Here is a 22613-nt window from a genome sequence, read left to right on the forward strand (position 1 = left end):
GGCTTTGGTGGGTGTTCATCTCCACCCCTCTTGACGCTTGATGAATGTCCGCCGTGATCACACGCCGATACAGAGGTATTTGATTTCCAGGTAGTCCTCAATGCCGTACTTGGAGCCTTCACGACCCAAACCCGAGGCCTTGATACCACCGAACGGCGCCACTTCGTTGGAGATGATCCCGGTGTTGACGCCGACAATGCCGTACTCCAGCGCCTCGCCCACACGGAACACACGGCTCAGGTCGCGGGCATAGAAATAGGAGGCTAGGCCGAACTCGGTGTCGTTGGCCATGGCGATCACATCGGCTTCATCCTTGAAGCGGAACAGCGGCGCCAGTGGGCCGAAAGTTTCTTCCTTGGCAACGGCGGCGTTGCGCGGAACATCAACCAGCACGGTCGGCTCGAAGAAGGTCCCGCCCAGGGCATGCGGCTTGCCGCCGGCAACCACGCGAGCGCCTTTGCTCACAGCGTCTTCAATGTGTTCCTGAACCTTGGCCATGGCTTTGGCGTCGATCAAGGGGCCGGTGGTGATGCCGTTTTCCAGGCCATTACCAATGTTCAACTTGGCCACGGCCGCGGTGAGTTTGTCGACGAAGGCATCGTAGATGCCGTCCTGGATATACAGGCGGTTGGCGCAGACGCAGGTCTGGCCGTTGTTGCGGTACTTGGAGATCAGCGCGCCCTCGACGGCCGCATCCAGGTCGGCGTCATCGAAGACGATGAAGGGTGCATTGCCGCCCAGTTCCAGCGACACCTTCTTGATGTCCTTGGCGCACTCGATCATCAGCCGACGGCCGATTTCGGTGGAGCCGGTGAAGGTCAGCTTGCGCACGAGCGAGTTACCGGTCAGCTCGCTGCCGACTTCGCCGGCACTGCCGGTGACCACGCTGAACACGCCTTTCGGAATGCCGGCTCGCTCGGCCAGCTCGGCCAGCGCCAAGGCGGAGTAAGGAGTCTGCGAGGCTGGCTTGAGAACCATGGTGCAGCCGGCGGCCAGGGCCGGACCTGCCTTGCGGGTGATCATCGCCGATGGGAAGTTCCACGGGGTGATGGCCGCGGTAACACCGATCGGCTGCTTGAGTACCATCAGACGCTTGTCGACCTGGTGACCGGGGATCATGTCGCCATACACCCGCTTGGCCTCTTCGCCGAACCACTCCAGAAAGGAAGCGGCATAAGCGATTTCGCCACGGGACTCGGTCAGCGGCTTGCCTTGCTCCAGGGTCATCAGGCGGGCCAGGTCTTCCTGGTTGGCCATCATCAGGTCGAACCACTTGCGAAGCTTGTTGGCGCGCTCCTTGGCGGTCAGCGCGCGCCAAGCCGGTAACGCCTTGTCAGCGGCTTCAATGGCACGACGGGTTTCGGTCGCCCCCATCTTCGGCACGCTGCCAATGATTGCACCGGTGGCCGGGTTGTTGACCATGAGCGTCTGGCCGCTGTCAGCATCTGCCCAGGTACCGTCGATATAGGCTTGCTGGCGGAACAGTTTCGGATCATTGAGTTGCACGCGAAATTCCTCGTTAGCGGGTTGCGCCGGAAGCCGCCATCGGGGCGGTCCGAGTGGAGTTGGCGGGTTTGACAAAACTGACACCAGTGCTTGCTAGCTGCACACGGACCTTGTCGACGATGTATGCGCCGATCGGGATGGCGGAGGTCGCTGCAGGCGACGGGGCGTTGCAGACGCTAACGCTACGGGCGGTGTTGACGAACAGGAAATCGTCGATCAACTTGCCGTCAAGCGAGACCGCCTGGGCGCGCACACCGGCCGGGTAGGCGGTGAGGTCGCTCTTGTTGATGCTCGGGCAGTACTTCTGCACTTCCTTCAGGTAGCCGCCCTTGAACAGTGAGTTTTTCATCTCGATCAGACCGGGGCGCAGGTTCTTCATCAGCACCTTCAGAATGCCCGGTGTGGTCAGGGTTTCGAACATGTCCGACAGCGAAAAATCGGTCTTGCGATAGCCTTCACGCTTCATCGCCAGCACTGCGTTGGGGCCGACAGTGACGGTGCCGTCGATCATGCGGGTCAGGTGCACGCCGAGAAATGGCATGGACGGATCCGGGATCGGATAGATCAGGTGGTTGACGATCTGATTATGCTGTTTGGGCAGCAGGTAATACTCGCCGCGGAACGGGCAGATGATGAAGTTGGGCTTGATCCCGAGCATACGCACCACGCGGTCAGCCATCAGGCCTGAGCAGGTGATCAGGAAGCGCCCGCGGTGTTCCAGCGTGTCGGTGCGGACCACGACTTCATCGGGACGCTCGTCGATGGCGACGACTTCGCTGTTGTAGCGGATCTCACCACCGGCGGCTTCGAATTCTCGGCCCATGGCCGCGGTGACTTCGGCGTAGTTCACGATGCCGCTCGACGGCACAAAGATACCGCCCAGGCCGACGATGTTCGGCTCGCGCTCGCGCAGCTCGGCGGCCGACAGCCATCCACGCCTCAGCCCATTGGCTTCGGTGCGGTCCCACAACGCGCTCATGCGCTGCATTTCCAGCTCATTGGTGGCCACCAGCAGCTTGCCGCACTCGTCGTAACGGATGCCGTGCTTGTCGCAGAAGGCCTTGGTGGCCTTGTTGCCCTCCAGGCAGAAGCGCGCCTTCAGGCTGCCCGGGGTGTAGTAGACGCCGGCATGGATTACGCCACTGTTGTGGCCGGTCTGGTGCTTGGCCGGGCCGGACTCTTTCTCCAGCAGGAGGATTTTTGCGTCCGGGTAAACCTGGGCCAGTTGCATGGCCGTGGACATACCCACAATGCCGCCACCGATGATGATGAAGTCGTACACAGCCATTAGCTTGCACCCACCTGTATTACGTTTTTGTTAGAAGCGCGATAAGGGCCACATGAGGTGGCCCTCGTCACTTCAGCGTTTGCCAAACCTTACTGGCCGCGCTGGTACATGGTTTTTTGGTAGCTGATGTAGCCGCGCTGACGCATCAGCTCACGACGCAGGCCCGGGTGGGCGGTGAAGCGGTCACGGCCGTGCAGCCAGAACATGTTGTTGACGAGCACGAAGCTTCCGACCGGCACCGGTACCGAAACCTTCTCCTGACTGCCTTCCAGGGATTCGCTCATGGCGGTCAGCCAGATGCCTTCCTCGAAGTCCTTGGGCTGCACGAACTGGTCGATGTAGCGCATGGTCGGGCGGCCTTCGGCGTCGTTGTCGAACACCGCGTGGAACACGTCTTCACGCACGTTCTTGCTGGGTGGCGCGGTGAAGCGCATTTCACGGCGAGCCAGCGGGTGCGTGTAGTAGTGGTTCAGGTCTTCCCAGTCGTCCAGGTGCAGCAGCAAGGTGTTGCCGCCCTCCATGTTCTGCTCGTCGATCTTCATCATCAGCACGTAGTCGGTGCGTTCCTGAACGAAGGTGCCGTCATTGTGCAGCTCCATGACCCGGTGTGGCTGGCGCAGGTAACTGTCGGAATTGTCGGTGTTGACCACTGCAAAGCGCGCGTAGAACTGTCCGCTCATGGCATCGAAGTTGGAGCGACCGATCAGGTGTGCGACGGCCGAGGAGAACTTGACCATGTCATCGGCTTGGGTCACGTCATTCAAACCTTCAGGCGTGATCAGCATGCCACCGGTGGCGCGGTCCAGAATGGTGTTGACCAACACCGGGCGCAGGGTGCCCTCGCACAGCTCGTCAAGGATCTGACCGACCCGGAAACGCAGGAACGACTTGTACTCCAGGGCCTGGACCGGCCATTGCGCCACCGCCTTGACGAATGCGTCGACGGTTTCCTTGGCGAATTTCAGCTCAAGCAGACGCGGCGACTGACTGGAAGGGGTAAGGATGAAGCCCTTAGTCTCCGCTGGGAGTGGCATCACAAGGTCCTGAATCTGAGTAAAGGCGTTCATGGCAGTTCCTGGGCAGAAGGTAGGGATTAGCCCTTCCAGCATTGATCTGGATCAGGCGCAGACCAAAAATATCGCCATAAAATAATAATGTCTACATTTTTATTGTTAATCGACAAAACATCATTCCGTCTTATATTTTTCGTATGACCGATGTTTAGGTATGATTGGACCTTGTCGATATCAGGAGCAGCACCTTTGGATAGCCTCGCCCCCAAGCAGAACTCTGCATTCAGCGGGTATGAGCGACTCAAACAGGACATCATTCGTGGGGTCTTCAAGCCCGGAGAGAAGCTCCTCATGAGCGGGCTCAAGGAGCGTTATGACTTGGGGGTTGGCCCACTGCGAGAGGCGCTTTCGCAATTAGTAGCCGAACATCTGGTAGTAGTGATCAGCCAGAAGGGCTACCGGGTCTCGCCCATGTCGTTGAAGGAAATGCAGGACATCTACGATGCCCGCGCCAACCTCGAGGCGATGATCGTAGGCTTGGCCATTGAGCGCGGTGACGACGCCTGGGAGGCGCAGATCCTTGCCCAGTCCCATACCCTCTCGAAAGTTATGGATGTCAAAACCCGAGAGCAGGTCTTGGATGTCTGGGACGAACGGCACAAGGCCTTCCACACGGCTATCGCCACCGGTTGTGGCTCAAAACACCTGCTACAGGCGCGTGGCTATTTGTTTGACCAGGCAGAACGCTACCGCCACCTTTGGTTGACCCAGACGGTTTTCTCCGAAGAAGCCCTGGCGTTGAAGCGCAAGGAACATGCCGCGCTGGTTGAAGCTATTCTGGCCCGCGATGCGCCACGGGCCAGCACCATGATGCGCACTCACCTGATGACGCCGGTGCCGATCATCGCCGAGATCATGCTGGCGCAAGGGATGGGCAGTGCCGCGTGAGTTTGGGGTTGAACGGGTCGGCCGAAGCGAGCATATCGCCCACTCTAGATGAAGTATCGACGACGCCTGCAAATCCCTTACTTCGCGCAGTCCCCCCTTACCATGTTTCTGCGAGACATCACTGTGTGGCTATCTATTCCCTAGCACAACGCAGCGCGGTAACCGTATGCCCAGAGCGCATTGCCTAGATCGGAAGATGATGGTGTTGGCTTTCATAACGTGCAAACACAGTTTTTAGCAGGCTCGCCATTCGCTATACCAAACATTGCCAGTTGGGCAGTGATACTCCTCAGCCTCTTCATTCCAATGGAAGTCGTTGCTCGAGAGACTGCCGTTGTTGCCTGCCTGAAAGTGTCCGGATGGCCGTGGAATCGGTGTCCGAATACTCGTGGAATGAGTGTCCGGATCAGCGTGGAATCAGTGTCCGGATGTTGGTGGAATGGGTGTCCGAATGGTCGTGGAATCCGCAGTATCGCTCAAAAACCGCCCCCGTGAGGGCAAACCGCGAAAAGGCGCTGCTCAGCTCTATCTGGAACTTCGCCCGTCAGAGCGGTTACACGGCCCTGGCCAATCCCTGCTCGGGGATCAAAGGCAACAAAGAGTCTGGACGGGATGTTTACGTCGAGGATGACTTGCTACAAAAGGTGTATGCACACGCCGGGCAACCACTTCGTGATGCCTTGGACCTGTTCTATCTCACCGCTCAACGCATCGCCGATACGTTAAAAATGGATGAGCGAGATGTTCGTAATGGGCAACTTACGGTTCAGCAGGGAAAAACCAGTGTGAAGCGGCGGATTGAGATTGTCGGTGAATTTGGGAGATTCAACCCCCGGGCTAGAGCGGGTCCCGTTCGTAGGACTCGACGCGCTCAAAACGGGACTTTGGGTCCTCACTCATCAGGACCTTAGACATACCGCTCGGGTGCAGGCCTTCACCCGCTTTTTGAATGAAGCACTTCAACGTTCCTGGCCTGGACCGACAACCACCATGACCTGAGCAGAGTGACGTACGTCAGATGGAACGTAACCTTGCGTACCGTTCAATTGAGATTTTTTCCGGACAGTTACTTTCTTTTTTCGTGGGGGTCTTGCCGGGGAGACAATCCCTGGTTGTCACCAGTGCCGCAATCATTGCGCTGGTGACTGTGCTGCTCCTGTCTCTCACTCACAAATGGTACTGGATCGGGTAAGTACTGCACCTGATCTCAACCAGCTCAAACCAGAAACTGTTCAACTAACCGAACCCAGTAACTAGCCCCCGTCCCCAGGCAGTCATCGTTGAAGTCGTACCCAGGGTTATGCACCATGCACCCCCCCTCCCCATCACCATTACCGATAAAGAGATAGCTGCCAGGACAATGCTCAAGCATCACTGCAAAATCTTCACTGGCAGCAATAGGTGCCATGTCTTGAATCACCCCCTCTTCACCCAACCAATCAACAGCGACCTGTCGGGCAAACGCAGTAAGCTGAGGATCATTGATCAAGGGTGGCAATGATTCTTCCCTATCAACCTCCACACTGACACTGGCGCCGAAGCTAAGCGCCTGAGCTTGGGCAACCTGGACAATCCGCTTGAGAAGGTCGGCACGAACGTTAGGCTTCAAGGCGCGAACACATAGTTGGAGTACTGCATGCCCCGGAATGACATTGGGCGCCTCACCAGAATGAAAGGAGCCCACAGTGATCACCGCCGTCTCCAGAGGATCCGTATTGCGCGACACAATACTCTGCAGCGCCATGACAATTGCCCCTCCAGTAAGTATAGGGTCAATGGCTTTATGTGGCATTCCGCCATGCCCGCCCGTACCATCAATTCGAATTTCAACAGTATCGGTGGAGGCCATGAACGGCCCCGCCCGAAAACCCAACTTCCCTACTGGCAACCCAGGCATGTTGTGCATACCGAACAACGCATTACAGGGAAATCGCTCCAGGAGACCATCATCCAGCATTTTCTGCGCGCCCCCATCGCTTTCTTCGGCAGGCTGAAAGATGACCACCAGCGTACCGTCGAACTGCCGGCTGTTGGCTAGGTGCTGCGCGGCAGCCAGCAGCATTGCAGTATGGCCGTCATGACCACAGGCATGCATGGCGCCTGGATGCTGGCTCGCATACGGCAATCCGGTCTGCTCCTGAATCGGCAGCGCATCCATATCTGCTCGAATACCAATGACCTTACTTCCACAACCTTGCTGCAAACGCCCTACAACACCAGTCCCCCCAAAGCCACGATGTACCTCAAACCCCCACGACTCGAGCCTGGCAGCAACCAGATCTGAGGTTTTGAACTCCTTAAGGCTGAGCTCCGGATAAGCATGAAGCTGACGGCGCAACTCAATCATTTCAGCTTCAATGGCACGGATACCCGGCAGCATGGGTCGAACGGTCATGGACTTCACCTGTTTCATGTAAGGGAGGCTCGCCTGCAAAGTGCGAGGATATAAAGCTCATCAACGTTAAGTGCTGCAAGCTCTGCTCAATCATAGGCAGGCAGCTGAATTGTCTAGGGAGTCGTGGAGCACATCATGACGCACCCCTACCTCGAGCGAGTGTGTAGCGCGCAATAACAAATACCCACGCCGTCACTGGCTGATCTGGCAGGTATATTTCGCGCCTGCTGTTCCAGTAGGCGCACCACACTGTCCGGCGTATTGTCGCTGGAACAGTCTGAGCGATGGTGTCTAGAGCAGAACACGTCCAGACTGCCCAGCCTGGACATTGCTTGCAGCAATTTTGCTCATCCCCTCAAGGTGGCTTTCGAGGTTTGTACGTATAGCGTCGCGCCGAAAATAATCGTTGTACAGTGTGAATAATGAAAATGCTGCAATGACTACAAGGGATGCGGCGAGCAGAACTTTGTGGCTGAACCTTAAGTGGACAGTCATTGGCAATTTACCCGAGATTAAAAATTTCTGTTTTTATTATTTAACTCCAACGGCAGTCTTTAAGACCTGCGCCAGCTCATCTCATGCTTAGCCCGTATCTTTTACACTACACCGCTAGTTGTGGTGTGTGGGCGAATGCTTAACAATAGACAATTCAGGATAGGCAACCAGTTTGTCGATATACAGGTCCTCATTCTCCAACCAAACTTCCGTAAGCGCACGATAGTGCTTCATATCTGTACAGCGCATACGCAGGCTGTAGTCGAACGGACCACTGATAAGATGGCATTCCAAGACCTGAGGACAGCTATCTACACATGCTTCGAAGGCTTTTTGTGCAGTGCGCCGATTCTCGCTCGATACAGCGACCAATACCTGTAGTGACAATCCCGGAGAGACCTTTTGCACATCGATGAACGCACCATAACCGCGAATCACCCCTAGCCTCTCCAACTTGCGTACGCGTTCCTGGCAAGGGCTTGCGGTCAGGTGCACAAGTGTTGCTAGTTTCTGGTACGTGATGCGCCCGTCATGGCGTAATACGTCAATGATAGCCTCATCAATACGCCCCAATGTTCGTGAAAAATCGGGATTTTCTTCCTTCCTTTTCATTGTTAACTCTATTCACTTCAGTCCATTAGACAGAAATTGTTGAAGGCGCTCGCTGCGCGGATTATCCAGAATCTCTGCCCCACCCTGCTCCTCGACTCGGCCTTGATGCAGAAACAGTAACTGGCTCGACACCTTGCGGGCAAAGCTCATTTCGTGGGTCACCATGATCATGGTCCGGCCTTCTTCGGCCAGGCCCTGAATCACCTTTAGTACTTCGCCCACCAGTTCCGGATCCAGCGCCGACGTCGGTTCGTCGAACAGCAGAACCTCCGGCTCCATCGCTAATGCTCGTGCAATCGCCACTCGCTGTTGCTGACCGCCAGAGAGAAATGCTGGAAACTGCTCCGCAACACGCGCTGGCAGCCCCACCTTGTCCAGATAACGTCGGGCACGATCTTCAGCATCTTTTTTGCTGACACCCAGCACCCGGCGCGGGGCCATCGTGATGTTTTCCAGAACGGTCATGTGGCCCCACAGATTGAAGTGCTGGAAAACCATGGCTAGACGGGTGCGCAGCCTTTGCAACTCAGCGGCATCGGCCACCTGCATGCCATGATGGTTTTTGACCATGCGAATCTGCTTGCCGTCCAGGCTCATGGCTCCGTCATTGGGTGTTTCGAGAAAGTTGATGCAGCGCAGGAAGGTACTTTTGCCTGACCCACTGGCGCCGATCAAACTGATCACATCACCAGTTTTGGCTTTCAGAGATACGCCCTTGAGTACTTCGTGGTTACCGTAACTCTTGTGCAATTCTTCAACAGTCAATTTGTACATGTGCGCAATCTCCTCTAAGGGAAAATGTGGCGTCGCTGTGCAGCTGTGACAGCCGGCGACAAAGCCCGAGGCCTAATGAGCGGCCATATGGAGTACCAAGCCCTAATGAGCCGGACCAAGGAAAGCCAACCAACGGCGCTCGGCGATGCGGAATAGTCCGACAAGCGCGAAGGTAACCATCAGGTAAATCAGCGCAGTAATACCGAACGATTGAAAGGTCAGAAAGGTCGCCGAGTTGGCGTCGCGAGCAACTTTCAGAATGTCCGGGACGGTTGCAGTGAAGGCCACAGTGGTCGAATGCAGCATCAAAATTACTTCGTTGCTGTAGTACGGCAACGAGCGGCGTAGCGCCGATGGCATGATCACGTAGGCATAGAGCTTCCAACCCGTCAGGCCATAGGCCTTCGCAGCTTCGACTTCGCCATGGGCCATGTTGCGAATTGCTCCGGCGAAAATCTCCGTAGTGTAAGCGCAGGTGTTCAGCGCAAACGCAAGGATGGTGCAGTTCATCGCGTCGCGAAAGAATGCATCGAGCACTGGTTGTGCACGAACTGCAGCCAGGCTGTAGATCCCGGTGTAGCAGATCAGCAACTGGATATAGAGCGGCGTTCCCCGAAACAGGTAGGTGTAGAACTGTACGGGCCAGCGTAGGTAACACTTGGATGAAACCCGGGCAATGGACAACGGGATCGACACCAAAAAGCCGATGAAGATTGAGGCACTGAGCAACCACAAGGTCATGGCCAGCCCCGTGATCTGATGGCCGTCACTATAGAGAAAAGGCTTCCAGTAATCTTGCAAGAGTTCGATCATCGTACAGCCTCCCGGGAACCTGCCGCATAACGCCGTTCCAACCAACGCAGGACATAGTTTGAAGTACTGGTAATCACCAAATAAATAAGCGCTGCCAAGACCAGAAAATAGAACAATTGATAGGTGCTTTTACCAGCGTCCTGGGCTGCCTTTACCAAGTCAGCAAGGCCTATGATCGACACCAGTGCAGTGGCTTTGAGGATGACCATCCAGTTATTGCCAATACCCGGTAAAGCAAAACGCATCATTTGCGGGAAGACCACAAAGCAAAAGCGCTGAGTGCGACTTAAGCCATAGGCGGTGGCCGCTTCCACCTGTCCACGGGGCACAGCTAGCATCGCCCCGCGAAAGGTCTCAGTGAAATAGGCCCCGTAGATAAACCCCAGCGTGATGATCCCGGCAACAAACGGATTGATCTCTATGTATTCCCAATCCAGTGCCTGCGTGATCCCGGTCAACCAGGTTTGCAGACTGTAAAAGATCAGTAGCATCAGCACTAGGTCCGGCACCCCGCGAATCAGGGTAGTGTAGAGCTGTGCTGGGATTCGCAGGAATTTGACACTGGAAAGTTTGGCACTGGCCCCGATAAGACCAAGCAGCACGCTCAGCAGCAGCGAGAGTATTGACAACTTGACGGTCATCCAGGCGCCCTCCAGCAACAGAGGACCAAACCCTTTCATGCTGTATGTGGAAAGCCCGAGGGCCTGCAACAGTATTTCGAACATAATTCAGGAACCTATCGCGATAATAAAGCGCCCGCCCCGAGGACGGGCACCGGGGCCTTACTTGCCGCTATAGAGATTCAGATCACCGAAGTGTTTTTTCTGGATTAAGTCATAGGTACCGTCATCGTGTAACGCTTGGATGCCCTTATCCAAAAAGGCCTTGAGGTCTTTGTTACCTTTAGAGATACCAATAGCTGTTTTGGCTGGCAGTAACTCGCTGTCAACGGGCTTGCTGACTTCATAACCAGTGCCTTGGGGGGAATTCAAAAAACCCAGTTGAGCTTGAAGCATGTCCTGAATCGCCGCATCGAGGCGACCGGAAACCAGGTCGTAGTAAACCTGATCCTGGTTCTGATAGGCCTGAGTTTTGACACCAGCCTTATCCAGAACTGCTTTGGCATAGGCTTCCTGGATACTTCCTTGCAAATAGCCTACGGTCTTGCCCTTAAGGGAAGTAACCTCTTCGCTCAGACCAGAATTTTTCTTGAACACGTAAGAGGTTGCGCCGGAGAACAGTTCATTTGAGAAGTCGATGACTTTCTCGCGGGCTGGGGTCACCGTCATGGAAGAGAGAATGCCATCGAACTTGTTGGCTTTCAGGCCAGGAATCGTGCCGTCGAAATCGCTCTCGACCCATGCACACTTGACCTTCAATTTGGCACAGATTGCATTACCCAGATCGATATCAAACCCCGTAAGACTACCATCTGCGGCTTTAGACTCGAATGGTGCGTAAGAAGCATCAACGCCAAAACGCAGTTCTTTGTATTCCTTGGCCAGCGCGACATTCGCGCAAAATGGGAAAAGTGCTAACACGAAGAGCTTTCGAAGCGAAATCATATGAGAATCCCTAGATATTGTAGTTTGATTAAGGGCAGTTAACGATCTGACGACTTTAACGTTTCTTCTTTTGGCAACTACATTTCGGATATAAGCCCCGTAATAGTTGCATTGCTGCACGCCCATTTAAGAGCTGTGACAAGCGTTACTCAATCAACGGCAATAGAAATTTAGCTAGACACCTCCATTTCTTAAAAAATCAAGCGAAGCAATTTTATACTCAGTCATAATCAAGACCTCATATCCTTGTACTGGACACTGATAGTACGCCGATGGCTCGCTTATCAAAATATGGCAAACAGATCAATATTATGAGCAAACCGCTCGCAACAGAGAGCAATCTGCTTGACTGAAAACCTGTTTTTGCAAAAGTAAACAAAAAAGCAGCGCATGAAATTCCTCAGGAAATGCTGAGGCGGCACTCCAACTCTTATAATTTATTTGCTAACCAAAACAGAAAAAATCAAGCTGAAGCCAGCTTCATCATTACAAGACCGCTGACAATTAAGACAGCTGCGACAACTCGCATAAGGCTCGCGGGTTCGCCTAGAAGGATGATACCCACTGCAAACGCGCCAACAGCACCAATGCCTGTCCAAATTGTATAGGCAGTACCAAGTGGAAGACTTTTCATTGAAAATGACAGGAGAGCAAAACTTGCCATTACCATTACCAAGGTAACAACAGTCGGCCCAAGCTTGGTCATACCTTCAGATTGCTTCATGGAGAAAGCCCAAACAACTTCAAGTATCCCTGCAAAAATTAAACATATCCAAGCCATGATTCGCCTCCATTGAAAGATCCGCCACAACTCCGACGGACAAAACCTAATATGATTTGGAGATTTGACCCTTGTAAAACTGGAACCATTGATAGGACCCAGTAAAAAAGCCCCCGCTGGTACGAGGGCAAAGGAGGGTTACCAACCAGACCATATATTTAGCAAAATCGTGCATCCAAAGCTAAAGTTGGCACGAGCCTTTAAATTTTCAAATCACTTGAATGTCTCGTCCAACGCAGAGGAAATATCTTTTATCAAATCGTCGGGATCTTCGAGTCCAACCGAAAGACGGAGATGACCGTATGTACGGAACTCTTCAGGATACTTGTCAAAACCACCCCGGCCTTCTGCACCCACGTGAACAATAAGGGTCTCATCGTGACCTAGGGAAACTGCAGAAGTGATGATGCGCAGATTTGAAACAAACCGATTTTGAGTGTCCGGATTCCCTTTTACTGCAAAAGCCATCATCGCCCCATAGCCGCGCCCTGCGAACTGCCGACGAGCGAGTTCATGTTGTGGATGGGATGGAAGCCCTGGGTAGTAGACGAAAGCTACACGATCATCTGCATCGAGAAATGCAGCCAATTTCTCAGCAGATCTGAGATGCTGTTGCAGACGCAAAGGCAACGTTACAGAACCACGCATTATCAGCCAGGCATTGAACGGAGAGATGGTCGCGCCGAGATCAACAAGAGCATCGTGCTTGATTGTAGTGATTATCTGAGTGGAACCCAGAACCACCCCACCCATGGAATCGCCATGGCCATTGATGTACTTGGTCAGGGAGTGGACAACGAAGTCCACCCCATGTTGGCTTGCATGGAAGAACGGAGGTGGGGTGAAGGTTGCATCGACAGAAATCAGTGCACCGTGCGCATGAGCAATCTCGGCCAGCGCAGCAATATCCGCGACTTTGGTAGTTGGGTTGGCAATTGTCTCAGTATGAAAAAGTTTGGTATTAGGGCGGATCGCTCTCCGAACAGCCTCCAAATCAGCCATATCCACAAACGAGGCTTCAATGCCATAGCGCTCCGGCAGAAGCTCCGCGAACAGTCGCCATACGGCCTCGTAGGTGACGTCACTGACAATAACGTGGTCGCCACTTTTCAAAAAGGCAAAAAATATCGAATGCAAAGCAGCTACACCGGTAGCAAATACAGCTGCCGCCTCACAACCTTCAAGCGCAGCAAGTTTCTTCTCCAGGCATACCTGGTTATGACCCTGGTTTCGTGTGTACACGAGGCCATCAGGGCTGGACCAGTCCATCGTCGACGGATCATCTGGCAACAGATAAGAGTTGGCCATCACCAGCGGCGTGCGAATAGCACCAGTAGTGGTGTCGATGACATTCCCACCATGAACTGCCAGCGTAGCCGCCGAAAGTGTGGACAGATTCTTTTTGTCAGGACGCATGCCTATTTCCTCCAAAGTTATTTTTTAGTTTGGTGTCATTGATTCTGAAGGTGAGTAAAAGAAGGATGATTGGTCTGATCTGCCCGGACCAATTCTTGATTTTCGTCAAAGACTAATTCACCACTCTCAATTGCACGAACACGGCCACGAACCATGTACCAACCAACAACAAGGGCAGCGGCATAAAACGGCAGCGAAGCAATCGAGTACGTACCTACGGGATAATCGAATGCGATAAGAATCAGAACCAAACCGAAGAACCCCAAAGTCGCGTAACCACTGTAAGGCGCAAACGGCATTCGAAACCCCGGACGCTCCAGATCACCTTGCTGGGAGTATTTGAAGAGCTTGATCTGACACAGGACGATTGTTGACCACGAACCGATCAACATAACGGCCGTGAGTGTCAGCGCGATTTCAAAGGCTTCACCCGGAACAATGGCGTTAAGTACGACACCAATTAGTGAAGCAACGGTCGTCAGCATGATGCCAGCGAACGGAACACCTTGACGGTTCATCTTGGCCAGGAAGCTAGGGGCTGATCCGTTGATTGCCAGCGAGCGAAGCACCCGGCCAGTGGAGTAAATGCCGGCGTTCAGAGAAGACACGGCCGCGGTAATCAAGACCATGTTCATAATCGCGTCTGCACCCTTGATCCCCAGCGAGCCGAAGAAAGTCACAAACGGGCTTACCCCCGCCGAGTACGCTGTGTGGGGGAGCAGCATTGCCAACAGCAATACAGAACCAACGTAAAAAACAATAATGCGGAAAACAACTGCCCGAATTGCTTTCGGCATGACTGTAGCGACGTCTTGGGCTTCGCCAGCTGCAGTACCAACCAACTCCACACTGCCATACGCAAATATCACCCCCTGGATCATGATTACGGCGGGCAAAAGGCCTGATGGGAACCAACCGCCATTGTCAGAAATCAGTTTGAACCCGACCTCATGGCCTGGCAGCGGAGTGCCGAACAACACCATGTAAATGCCGATCCCAAGGAAAGTCGTTAATGCAGCCACCTTGATCAGGGCAAACCAGAATTCAAGTTCACCAAAAATTTTTACCGAGACAAGGTTAATCGCAGTAACAAAACCCAATGCTCCCAGTGCCAACGACCATTGAGGGATGTCGCCCATGAAAGGGACATAGGTTTTGAAGAAATGCAGGTAGAGTGCTGTCGCTGTGAGATCTGCAATGGCAACCATTACCCAGTCAGTCCAGTACATCCATCCCACGGCAAAAGCCCATTTTTCACCGTAGAACTCTCGAGCATAGGAGACGAACGAGCCCGAGGATGGGCGATACATCACCAGTTCGCCCATAGCCCGAATGATGAACCACGCAAAAAAGCCACAGATTGCATAGACAAACACAAGCGAGGGTCCGGCTTCAGCGAGTCGTGCGCCTGCGCCCATGAATAGACCGCTTCCGATTGCCCCCCCTATGGCAATCATCTGAACCTGGCGAGGCTTGAGCACCTTTTGATAGCCCGCATCTTCTGCGCTGAAGTCTCTCTTTCGAGTTGCACCAGACGATGGCACGCGTGTGGGTTTAAGATCATTCACACTCATTTTGTTACCTTTTATTGTTGTATTGGGCAAGGCTCTACCGACCAGAAGAGCCTTGCCGAGGACCAGATTTAATCCTAGGGATTCACATCGATCCTTTAATCAACTTCCACCGATGCCGTTTAAGCAAATCACTTTTGGTTGCGTCATATCTTCATACGCAAAACGCACACCTTCACGCCCCATGCTGCCGTATTTGGAACCACCAAATGGCATGGCATCAAAACGATAGTCAGATGAGTCATTAATCATGACGCCGCCAGCTTCGAGTCGTTTAGCTGCTTTCATGGCGACATTCAAATTGCTGGTAAAAATACCCGCATGCAAACTGTACTCTGGCTCATTAGCCAGCGTTAGCGCCTCATCAAGCGAGGCCACGCTTTGAAGAATGACAACCGGACTGAATACTTCCTCACACCAAACTTTACAGCTTTGGCTAACATTCTCCAGGACCGTCGGTGAGTAAAGCGAACCTTGGCGTACATTACCAAATAACAGGTTCGCCCCTTTATCGACTGCCTCGACGACTACTTCTTCAGTGCGTTTTGCAGCGGCTTCAGTAATCATTGGCCCAACATCCGTGCTTTCGTCAGCAGGATTTCCCACGACTAAAGCACTTGTCTTCACAACGAATTTCTTTTTGAACTCTTCATATATTGTCTCTTCAACAAGAATTCGTTGAGTACCGATACAATTTTGCCCGGCAGCCCAAAAAGCGCCTGATACACAGGACTCAACGGCTTCATTCAGATCACAATCGCCCATCACGACAACCGGGGCATTGCCCCCCAAATCCATCGCCAGTTTTTTAAGGCCTGCATTGCGAGAGATCTGCTCACCGGTGACAAAACCACCCGTGAAGGAAACCATACGTACCGCTCGATGAGCGACCAGTGCCTTGCCCAGCGCGGCCCCTCCAGTTGCAATGGACACGACCGCAGGAGGGAGACCCGCAGCGTTCAGGCAGGCCACCAGCTTAATGGCAGATAACGGAGAGAGCTCAGAAGGTTTGAGTACAACAGCATTACCGCCAGCGATCGCAGGCCCCAACTTGTGAGCGACCAAGTTGAGTGGATCGTTGTATGGGGTAATTGCAACAATTACACCCAAAGGCTCCCGAGTAAACCATCCCTGACGGGACTCGGATCCGACATAGGAGTCAAACGGAATCACTTCACCAGCATTGCGTTTGGCCTCCTCGGCGGACAGTTTCAACGTATTGACGCAGCGCAAAACCTCCTTTCTCGCCTGCTTGATCGTTTTTCCCGACTCGGCAACAATCAGACTGGCAAACGCCTCCTTATCGCTCTCGACCAAAGCAGCGGTTTTTTCCAGTATGCGAGCACGCTCGTGTCGTGGGAGCTCTTTGGCGATCTGGGCACCAAGCTTCGCCGTATCAATGATCGCAGTGGCCAATGAAGCGGGTATGTCCGTCACCTCTCCAACTACAGCGCCATCATACGGGCTCAAAACTGTTATGGTTTTATAATCAACAGCGAGCGAAAGACTCAAGCTATTCATGATCATTTACCTATCTTAGTTTTGTTCTTGTGAATACTGACAATATCCGAGAGTAAGGCGAATGCTGTTTCAAACCGACCTGCACCCGCTCCGACAACCGTTACCGGACCCAGAACACTTGTATTAAAGGTAATTGCATTCGTTGCACCGCTCACACCGGCCAGTGCGTCCCCCTGGGGCAACAATTGAGGACTAACAGATGCTGTGATGGAGCCATTGCTCATTTTTTCCGCGCTGCCAATTAGTTTCCACCGGGCATTGGCCTTCGTTGCTTTGGCGATATCTTTTGACGTAATCCCCGAGATGCCTTTGCAAAGGACATCGCTCGGAGTCAACTTCGCCCCCAGAAGCTCATTCGCCAAAATGACTACTTTAAGACGAACATCATGCCCTTCCACGTCCGCGGTGGGGTCAGCTTCTGCGTAACCGAGTTCCTGAGCCTTGGCGACTGCATCAGAGAAGTCGAGACCTTCTTCCATGCTAGAAAGTACGAAATTGGACGTACCATTCAAGATGCCCTTAAACCCGCTGATTTCCGAGCCGGCCAGCGACTCTTTAGCCAGGCGAATGACGGGGGTGCCGCTCATTACCGAGCCTTCAAACTCGAAGTGGGCACCGGTGCTTTTCGCCAATGCTTTCAGGCTTTCAGCTTGCAACGCCACCGGCCCTTTGTTGGTGGTGACCACACTGATACCTTTTTCCAGAGCCCAGCGACAGAACGTCGTAGCTGGCTCTCCGTCTACAGGGTTGGTGAACGTCGCCTCGGCGATAAGATCGGCCCCCGAGAAACGGATAACCGTCTCATTGGCAGGCTCAGCACTGCCTGCTGGCAATGTTCTAAAGCCCCCTTTTACAGCAGGAACTGCGGCCAATTCATGGGCATCCAACCCGTTCTTGTTGATAATGGAGCCAAAGTAAAGATCACTGACACCAACAATTTTTAGCTTAAAACCAAATTCATTAGCCCAGTGCTCGTTCTTATCTGCGATGAGCTGCGTCAAAGCACGGTTTACACCACCAAAACCAAGCAAAGCAATTTTATATTCAGTCACGACATGGGCCTCATTGTTATGTTTTCGGTACTGAAATACTAAACTGCTGCAGTGCTCATACGAATATGGCAAACCGATCATTGTTGCGAGCAAAATGCTCGCAGGAGAGAGCATTTTGATTTCCTAGCAACCTACTTCGTGCAAGACAATACAAAAGACGTAACCGTATTCAGAACTCCTGGCAACATGGATATGTCGCTCCAGACCCGATGAATACAATCCGAACTTGCCGCTTCAACTGTCACTACAATATCCAGGTCACCACTCATCACATTGCAGGACACGATCTCAGGCATTGAGACAATTGAACGCACTACTTCAGCACCGCGCATTCGGTCTTTTCGATACACAAAAATAAGGGCATTAATTGGCGCAACCTCGGAAGGTGGCCCACCTTTGATTATGGTATAACCTCTGATATATCCGTCCCGCTCCAACCGTTCAATCCTGAGCCTGACAGCATTCCTAGACAAATTAACTTTCATGGCAATGTCGTTATGCGCAAGTCGAGCATTACGAGTAAGCTCTTCCAGTATTCTTTCATCCGTCTTATCTAAAACGCGCTTCATCTCTAACTCCAGGATTATAGCGAGCGAGACTTCGTGTCTTGGGATATCGCCTTGATGAGTTCCGCAAGGATGCCAACATCATTGGAAATTGAAATGCATTCGTCATTAGAGAAGGGGTGAGCACTCACCACACTCATTGAAGATTGAACATCGGCTTCAGCCAGAACTGAGGCAAAGCTTGAAGGATGCGTCGTGGCCAAGCAGATCATTGGAGTCAGCAAGCTACGTCTGTTAATTCGCGCAGCTCGTAATCCAATCGCGGTATTAGGACTGATCAAGTAACCACTTTTAACAAAGACGTCATGAATACAGGAAAACGCCTCTGCATCTTCTACCGCTAAAGAATCAAATAGTTTTCGCGCCTCTAACCACTCATCCTGTTCCAGTTGAACTTGGCCATCCATCTCTAGTAGCTCCATGTTCCTAACCACTTTATCACTACACTTATTGAGAATACTCCATTGCAGCCGCTCAAAATTTGAGGCTAACGACACGTTCATGCAAGGCGTGTTGGTAGTACGGATCTCATTACGTCTATAGAAATTAGACTGAAGAAAGTTATGCAAACCCGCGTTGGTATTCGTTGCTACAATTAGCTGCCTGATGGGCAACCCCATTTCCCTTGCAATATAGCCTGCATATAGAGCACCAAAATTTCCGGTGGGCACACTGAACGCCACCTCTCTTTTAGGCGCACCTAATTGAAGCGACGAGTAGAAGTAGAAGGACAGATGCGCCAGCACCCGAACCCAATTGACCGAATTGAAGGATACTAACTGCTGCTCCGTCTCGTTAATACCCCTGTGAAACTTTTCGCACAGCCGATGACAATCGGCGTAATCACCCTCAACCAAAATATTTACAATATTTTCTTCGGCAGCGCCTAATAAGCGACGCCGATGCTCATCTGTCATTCCTCTGGAAGGATGCAGAACAATCAGAGTCACACCTTCCATGCCATTGAAGGCTTTGATGGCTGCGGCACCGGTGTCTCCACCAGTGCAGCCAACGACAAGCGCTTTCTTTCCGGACTTTAGTAAGGAGTATTCAACCAAACGAGACATCAATTGGAGACCGAAATCTTGATAGACCCCTGCCGGACCATGGAATAGTTCTAATACCCACTCATTGGTAGCCGTCTGGTAGAGCGGCGCAACAGCGTTACTTTTAAAACGGTCAAATGTCTCCTCAAGAATTCGAGACAGTTCATCTTGAGGGATATAGCCACCTAGGAACGGCTCGATTACATGACGTGCCAGTTCGTGAAATGGTAGCCATTCAAGCTTCAGGAGATCTTCGCTTTTGAAGCGAGGAACGTTGCGAGGAACGAAAAGCCCACCATCCGGTGCGTACGCCCCCATGAGGACCTCGCTGAACTCGAATTCTTTCCCAGGCGTCCGTGTGCTGACGTACTTCATAATTTGAGACACCCTCTCGCCATCTCTGAGCCTGCCACCCGTAAGGCGGCGCCCTGCTGAAATTCAGTGCTGCAGTGAGCCTTTCCTGTGCAATGCAGGCCTTCTTCTGAAGCGTTGAGCGAGATCATTGTCATCTGCAAACGCAGATGGTGAGGGATCGCACATCGCCCGCTCCAGGCCAATCACCCTTCACTCGGCTACCACATGGCCACTTTCGTCGCTTGCCGTTCAAGCTATCAGCCATTGACTAAATAAGTCAATATACTGACCATTCCACCTATCCGACCATGCATGGCTATCCCCCTGCGGGAAGGAGCCCTATCCGCACCCCCATCAGAAGGTCCAGGGCAGCCAGAAAATTAGAAAACCAGGAGAACACCATGAGTGCCACGAACCTTCTTCATTCGCTTTACAAATACAAGGCATGGTCTGAGGAGGAGCTGTTCAAGTGCTTGAAAGCCCCCGCGGCAAAAAAATTTCCAACGGAAATGGAGGAAGCACTCTACTGGCTCGCCCATATCAATATTGTTGACCAGCTGTTCATTGCCAGATTGCAGGGAAAACCGGATGAATTTGACTCCATCCTGACCGAACAGAAACAAGACCTGGGTCAACTGGAAGAGTGCTTTTCTTCAGTGAATCAATGGTTTGTGAACTACACCCAGTCGATCACTGCAATCGAACTGTCTGATCCGGTTGCGTTTATTTTCAAGGATGGAAAACCAGGCAACATGACGAAAGAGCAAGTTCTTGCACACGTGCTATCACACGGATTGCAGCATCGAGGAAGTGTGGCGACTATCTTGCCTCGTGAGATCCTGCTGGATCACAAGGACCATTTCACAACGTTTTTGAAGCTCTAGGCATTGATTGGCCGGCCCATGTATGGCGAGCGCTGGATGCACAAAAGGAACGTGAGAGAATTCTGCTCAGATGTCGTGCGAGGCTTCGGTGTGACTCAAACTGAGTAAGCCGGGCCCGCCGGCCCGAAGCAGCGATCTCAAAAAAATGCCTCAGCAAACCACCTTCTGCTGAGGCGTCCTCACTGCAAAGACAATTCATAAGTGCCGACGATTTTTATGAGGCACTAATAGAGGCGCTCCTTTATTTCAGGAGGCGCCTTTTTGTACGTGGGAAGGAAAATTCGAAATGTCTTTATTATCAGCGCACTCAAGCATGGCTAATCCAATTCCTCGCTCATTACGCGAGACCAAAGCATCGCCAGCACCTCGGATATCACGGGCTTCCTCATCCTGACCGAGCTTGAATTTCCCCACTAGCCTCGTGATTTCGATCTCGACCCCTACAATTTTTCTCAGCATGGAATCTATGCACTCCTTGGGACTATCGGTCATTTTCCAAGGTGCTGGCTGAGATGCTTCATTAGACTTGGTCAGCTTTGCCACGACACGACGAACGTACTGAGCATCATCGTGAAACGTCACACGACCAAATGCGTGCACGACTCGGTAGTTCCAAGTGGGGACTTGCTGATGGAAATCCTGTTTGCTCGGATACCATTGCGGCGATATATACGCATCTTGAGCTCGAAATATCACCAACACCTCGCTGCCCTGGGCGACTTCATGCCATAGGGGATTATTCCGCGCCACATGCGCCTGCAGCACCCCAAGCGCCCCGCTGCGGAGTACAAGTTCAAAAGGTAGGTGATTGGCGTCAATCCCATCACCCGAACAAGTGACAAGTGACCCAAGCGGATTTCGCATAATGACTTCTTGCAAAACGCCAACACGAGACTCTTCGAACTGAGGGGGGATGTACATTCACTTTGCTCCTATAACTGATCTGCTCGCCCAACATTAGGGCCGCTGCGCCGGTCAAAGCCGACTCAACATCGGCCCTACCGCACCTGCTGAGCTGTATCATTGCTCGGCGTTTCGGATGCGTTCGCAGCACTTACTGCTCAGCTCAGTTCGAGCTCGTCGATCACCGCAGCAATTTGCTGACGCCCTGCTCCACTTATGGTTCTGAGTGGCAATGGCAAGCTCGGAGAGTGGGTGAATCCACGAAGCTCGGCCGCCGTTGCAACAACGCGGAAGCTTCCCCCAAATTGTGTGAAGAGGGCCCATAGGGGCTTCAAAGATTCGGAAAGGCGAGTCGCTTCTTCGGCGTTACCCGACAACGCAGCACGCGTGATTGCCAGGGCTGTTTTCGGGAACAAGCCCCCAATGACGGAGTACCAGACCTCGCAGCCTGCGTTCAATCCAGTAGCAGCAAATACATCCCCGCTTACCCCAATCGTTACGTGCTCCGGAATCAGTGCCCGAAGGCGATCGACTCGTGCCTTGGCCTGATCTGGTGCTTCGGGAACGCCAGGGATCTTGATCGAGTGCACATTCGGCAGGCGGGCAATTCGCCCGTGAAGCTCATCAGTAAATTCGAAATGGGTGGTGCCGGGGTTGTCATAGACGCATAGCGGGACGGAGATATTGGCGGTGACCGTTTCGTACAGCGAAAAAACATCTTCAGCTGATAGCTTCTGATAGGAAACGGGCGGCAGCAACAATGCTTTGACTCCCGCCTTTTGCGCATCTTCTGCCAGCAACAGCACATCACGTGTACGCAGTGATCCTATGCTTACCATGACGGGAACATTCCCGGCTGTCTCTACTGCCAACTGCGTAACTCGTGAGCGTTCAGTCCGAGAAAGGTACGCATAGCTTCCTGTAGACCCGAGCGCACCGATAGAATCTACTTTCGCAGCCACCAGTTGCTCCACAAGGCGAGTAAATGCTCCTTCATCCACACCCTGCTCATTCATTGGCGTCAAAGGAAATGCGCTAAGACCGGTAAACATAGTTCATGACTCCATTGTGTGATTCTGCAATTAGATCACCACAGGACGGACTGACTCC

20 protein-coding genes and 1 pseudogene are annotated in these 22613 nt (G+C 52.8%); 3 read left to right on the forward strand and 18 right to left on the reverse strand.

The window, feature by feature from the left end; all coding sequences use genetic code 11:
- Positions 1–57 precede the first annotated feature (57 nt).
- From gabD to glaH, 3 genes are all read right to left on the reverse strand, one after another.
- A complete protein-coding gene (gabD, locus tag KGA81_RS21010) occupies positions 58–1506 on the reverse strand; it encodes an NADP-dependent succinate-semialdehyde dehydrogenase (protein ID WP_223548033.1) in 1449 nt (482 codons plus the stop codon).
- Between the two features lie 13 nt (positions 1507–1519).
- Positions 1520–2788 (reverse strand): L-2-hydroxyglutarate oxidase, encoded by a 1269-nt coding sequence (gene lhgO / locus KGA81_RS21015; protein ID WP_223548090.1) that lies wholly within the window; start codon positions 2786–2788, stop codon positions 1520–1522.
- 95 nt (positions 2789–2883) lie between these two features.
- Positions 2884–3861 carry a glutarate dioxygenase GlaH gene (gene glaH, locus KGA81_RS21020; protein WP_223548035.1) on the reverse strand — a complete coding sequence of 326 codons (978 nt, stop codon included), beginning with the start codon at positions 3859–3861 and terminating at the stop codon, positions 2884–2886.
- 195 nt (positions 3862–4056) lie between these two features.
- On the opposite strand from glaH, the gene csiR reads away from it, so the two are divergent.
- Positions 4057–4755: a DNA-binding transcriptional regulator CsiR gene (gene csiR, locus KGA81_RS21025; protein WP_223548037.1), complete on the forward strand. Its 699-nt coding sequence runs from the start codon at positions 4057–4059 to the stop codon at positions 4753–4755.
- A 473-nt stretch (positions 4756–5228) separates the two neighbouring features.
- Positions 5229–5570: pseudogene (locus KGA81_RS21035) on the forward strand (integrase); the annotation flags it as partial.
- Positions 5571–5971: 401 nt separating this feature from the next.
- Here KGA81_RS21035 and KGA81_RS21040 read toward each other — a convergent pair.
- The 13 genes from KGA81_RS21040 to thrC all read right to left on the reverse strand — a co-directional run bounded on the left by KGA81_RS21040 (position 5972) and on the right by thrC (position 19737).
- Positions 5972–7150, reverse strand: coding sequence for a M20 aminoacylase family protein (locus KGA81_RS21040; protein ID WP_223548040.1), 1179 nt, complete (start codon positions 7148–7150; stop codon positions 5972–5974).
- A 609-nt stretch (positions 7151–7759) separates the two neighbouring features.
- Complete coding sequence (locus KGA81_RS21050) at positions 7760–8257, reverse strand: Lrp/AsnC family transcriptional regulator (protein WP_223548042.1); 498 nt, start codon at positions 8255–8257, stop codon at positions 7760–7762.
- 12 nt (positions 8258–8269) lie between these two features.
- Positions 8270–9031 (reverse strand): ABC transporter ATP-binding protein, encoded by a 762-nt coding sequence (locus tag KGA81_RS21055; protein ID WP_024777150.1) that lies wholly within the window; start codon positions 9029–9031, stop codon positions 8270–8272.
- 102 nt (positions 9032–9133) lie between these two features.
- Positions 9134–9844, reverse strand: coding sequence for an ABC transporter permease (locus tag KGA81_RS21060; RefSeq protein ID WP_108217390.1), 711 nt, complete (start codon positions 9842–9844; stop codon positions 9134–9136).
- Positions 9841–10569, reverse strand: a complete 729-nt coding sequence (locus KGA81_RS21065) for an ABC transporter permease (protein ID WP_223548046.1) — start codon at positions 10567–10569, stop codon at positions 9841–9843. The genes KGA81_RS21060 and KGA81_RS21065 overlap by 4 nt, the downstream gene beginning before the upstream one ends.
- 57 nt (positions 10570–10626) lie before the next feature.
- Positions 10627–11409 (reverse strand): transporter substrate-binding domain-containing protein, encoded by a 783-nt coding sequence (locus KGA81_RS21070; protein ID WP_223548048.1) that lies wholly within the window; start codon positions 11407–11409, stop codon positions 10627–10629.
- Positions 11410–11872: 463 nt separating this feature from the next.
- Positions 11873–12190 (reverse strand): DMT family transporter, encoded by a 318-nt coding sequence (locus KGA81_RS21075; RefSeq protein ID WP_108217387.1) that lies wholly within the window; start codon positions 12188–12190, stop codon positions 11873–11875.
- Positions 12191–12403: 213 nt separating this feature from the next.
- Positions 12404–13606 carry a trans-sulfuration enzyme family protein gene (locus tag KGA81_RS21080; protein ID WP_223548051.1) on the reverse strand — a complete coding sequence of 401 codons (1203 nt, stop codon included), beginning with the start codon at positions 13604–13606 and terminating at the stop codon, positions 12404–12406.
- Positions 13607–13641: 35 nt separating this feature from the next.
- Complete coding sequence (locus tag KGA81_RS21085) at positions 13642–15180, reverse strand: amino acid permease (RefSeq protein WP_223548054.1); 1539 nt, start codon at positions 15178–15180, stop codon at positions 13642–13644.
- A 99-nt stretch (positions 15181–15279) separates the two neighbouring features.
- A complete protein-coding gene (locus KGA81_RS21090; RefSeq protein WP_223548056.1) occupies positions 15280–16698 on the reverse strand; it encodes an aldehyde dehydrogenase family protein in 1419 nt (472 codons plus the stop codon).
- 2 nt (positions 16699–16700) lie between these two features.
- Positions 16701–17750 carry a homoserine dehydrogenase gene (locus tag KGA81_RS21095; RefSeq protein ID WP_223548092.1) on the reverse strand — a complete coding sequence of 350 codons (1050 nt, stop codon included), beginning with the start codon at positions 17748–17750 and terminating at the stop codon, positions 16701–16703.
- A gap of 131 nt (positions 17751–17881) precedes the next feature.
- Positions 17882–18319 (reverse strand): Lrp/AsnC family transcriptional regulator, encoded by a 438-nt coding sequence (locus KGA81_RS21100; RefSeq protein WP_223548059.1) that lies wholly within the window; start codon positions 18317–18319, stop codon positions 17882–17884.
- Positions 18320–18333: 14 nt separating this feature from the next.
- Positions 18334–19737 (reverse strand): threonine synthase, encoded by a 1404-nt coding sequence (gene thrC / locus KGA81_RS21105; RefSeq protein WP_223548061.1) that lies wholly within the window; start codon positions 19735–19737, stop codon positions 18334–18336.
- 380 nt (positions 19738–20117) lie between these two features.
- Here thrC and KGA81_RS21110 point away from each other — a divergent pair, with 380 nt between their 5' ends.
- Positions 20118–20600: a DinB family protein gene (locus tag KGA81_RS21110; RefSeq protein WP_223548063.1), complete on the forward strand. Its 483-nt coding sequence runs from the start codon at positions 20118–20120 to the stop codon at positions 20598–20600.
- Positions 20601–20846: 246 nt separating this feature from the next.
- Here KGA81_RS21110 and KGA81_RS21115 read toward each other — a convergent pair whose 3' ends face one another.
- Positions 20847–21521, reverse strand: a complete 675-nt coding sequence (locus KGA81_RS21115) for an FMN-binding negative transcriptional regulator (RefSeq protein ID WP_223548065.1) — start codon at positions 21519–21521, stop codon at positions 20847–20849.
- Between the two features lie 140 nt (positions 21522–21661).
- Positions 21662–22555 carry a dihydrodipicolinate synthase family protein gene (locus KGA81_RS21120; protein ID WP_223548067.1) on the reverse strand — a complete coding sequence of 298 codons (894 nt, stop codon included), beginning with the start codon at positions 22553–22555 and terminating at the stop codon, positions 21662–21664.
- Positions 22556–22613: the final 58 nt, after the last annotated feature.

Source organism: Pseudomonas sp. A-B-19, assembly GCF_019947515.1.
Lineage (GTDB): Bacteria > Pseudomonadota > Gammaproteobacteria > Pseudomonadales > Pseudomonadaceae > Aquipseudomonas.

Coding starts and splice junctions, on each gene's coding strand:
- KGA81_RS21050 (WP_223548042.1), bottom strand. CDS start 8,257: ATGAAAAGGAAGGAAGAAAATCCCGATTTTTCACGAACATTGGGGCGT.
- KGA81_RS21070 (WP_223548048.1), bottom strand. CDS start 11,409: ATGATTTCGCTTCGAAAGCTCTTCGTGTTAGCACTTTTCCCATTTTGC.
- KGA81_RS21120 (WP_223548067.1), bottom strand. CDS start 22,555: ATGTTTACCGGTCTTAGCGCATTTCCTTTGACGCCAATGAATGAGCAG.
- KGA81_RS21090 (WP_223548056.1), bottom strand. CDS start 16,698: ATGAATAGCTTGAGTCTTTCGCTCGCTGTTGATTATAAAACCATAACA.
- KGA81_RS21100 (WP_223548059.1), bottom strand. CDS start 18,319: ATGAAGCGCGTTTTAGATAAGACGGATGAAAGAATACTGGAAGAGCTT.
- KGA81_RS21060 (WP_108217390.1), bottom strand. CDS start 9,844: ATGATCGAACTCTTGCAAGATTACTGGAAGCCTTTTCTCTATAGTGAC.
- KGA81_RS21055 (WP_024777150.1), bottom strand. CDS start 9,031: ATGTACAAATTGACTGTTGAAGAATTGCACAAGAGTTACGGTAACCAC.
- KGA81_RS21085 (WP_223548054.1), bottom strand. CDS start 15,180: ATGAGTGTGAATGATCTTAAACCCACACGCGTGCCATCGTCTGGTGCA.
- glaH (WP_223548035.1), bottom strand. CDS start 3,861: ATGAACGCCTTTACTCAGATTCAGGACCTTGTGATGCCACTCCCAGCG.
- KGA81_RS21065 (WP_223548046.1), bottom strand. CDS start 10,569: ATGTTCGAAATACTGTTGCAGGCCCTCGGGCTTTCCACATACAGCATG.
- KGA81_RS21040 (WP_223548040.1), bottom strand. CDS start 7,150: ATGACCGTTCGACCCATGCTGCCGGGTATCCGTGCCATTGAAGCTGAA.
- KGA81_RS21080 (WP_223548051.1), bottom strand. CDS start 13,606: ATGCGTCCTGACAAAAAGAATCTGTCCACACTTTCGGCGGCTACGCTG.
- KGA81_RS21110 (WP_223548063.1), top strand. CDS start 20,118: ATGAGTGCCACGAACCTTCTTCATTCGCTTTACAAATACAAGGCATGG.
- thrC (WP_223548061.1), bottom strand. CDS start 19,737: ATGAAGTACGTCAGCACACGGACGCCTGGGAAAGAATTCGAGTTCAGC.
- KGA81_RS21075 (WP_108217387.1), bottom strand. CDS start 12,190: ATGGCTTGGATATGTTTAATTTTTGCAGGGATACTTGAAGTTGTTTGG.
- KGA81_RS21115 (WP_223548065.1), bottom strand. CDS start 21,521: ATGTACATCCCCCCTCAGTTCGAAGAGTCTCGTGTTGGCGTTTTGCAA.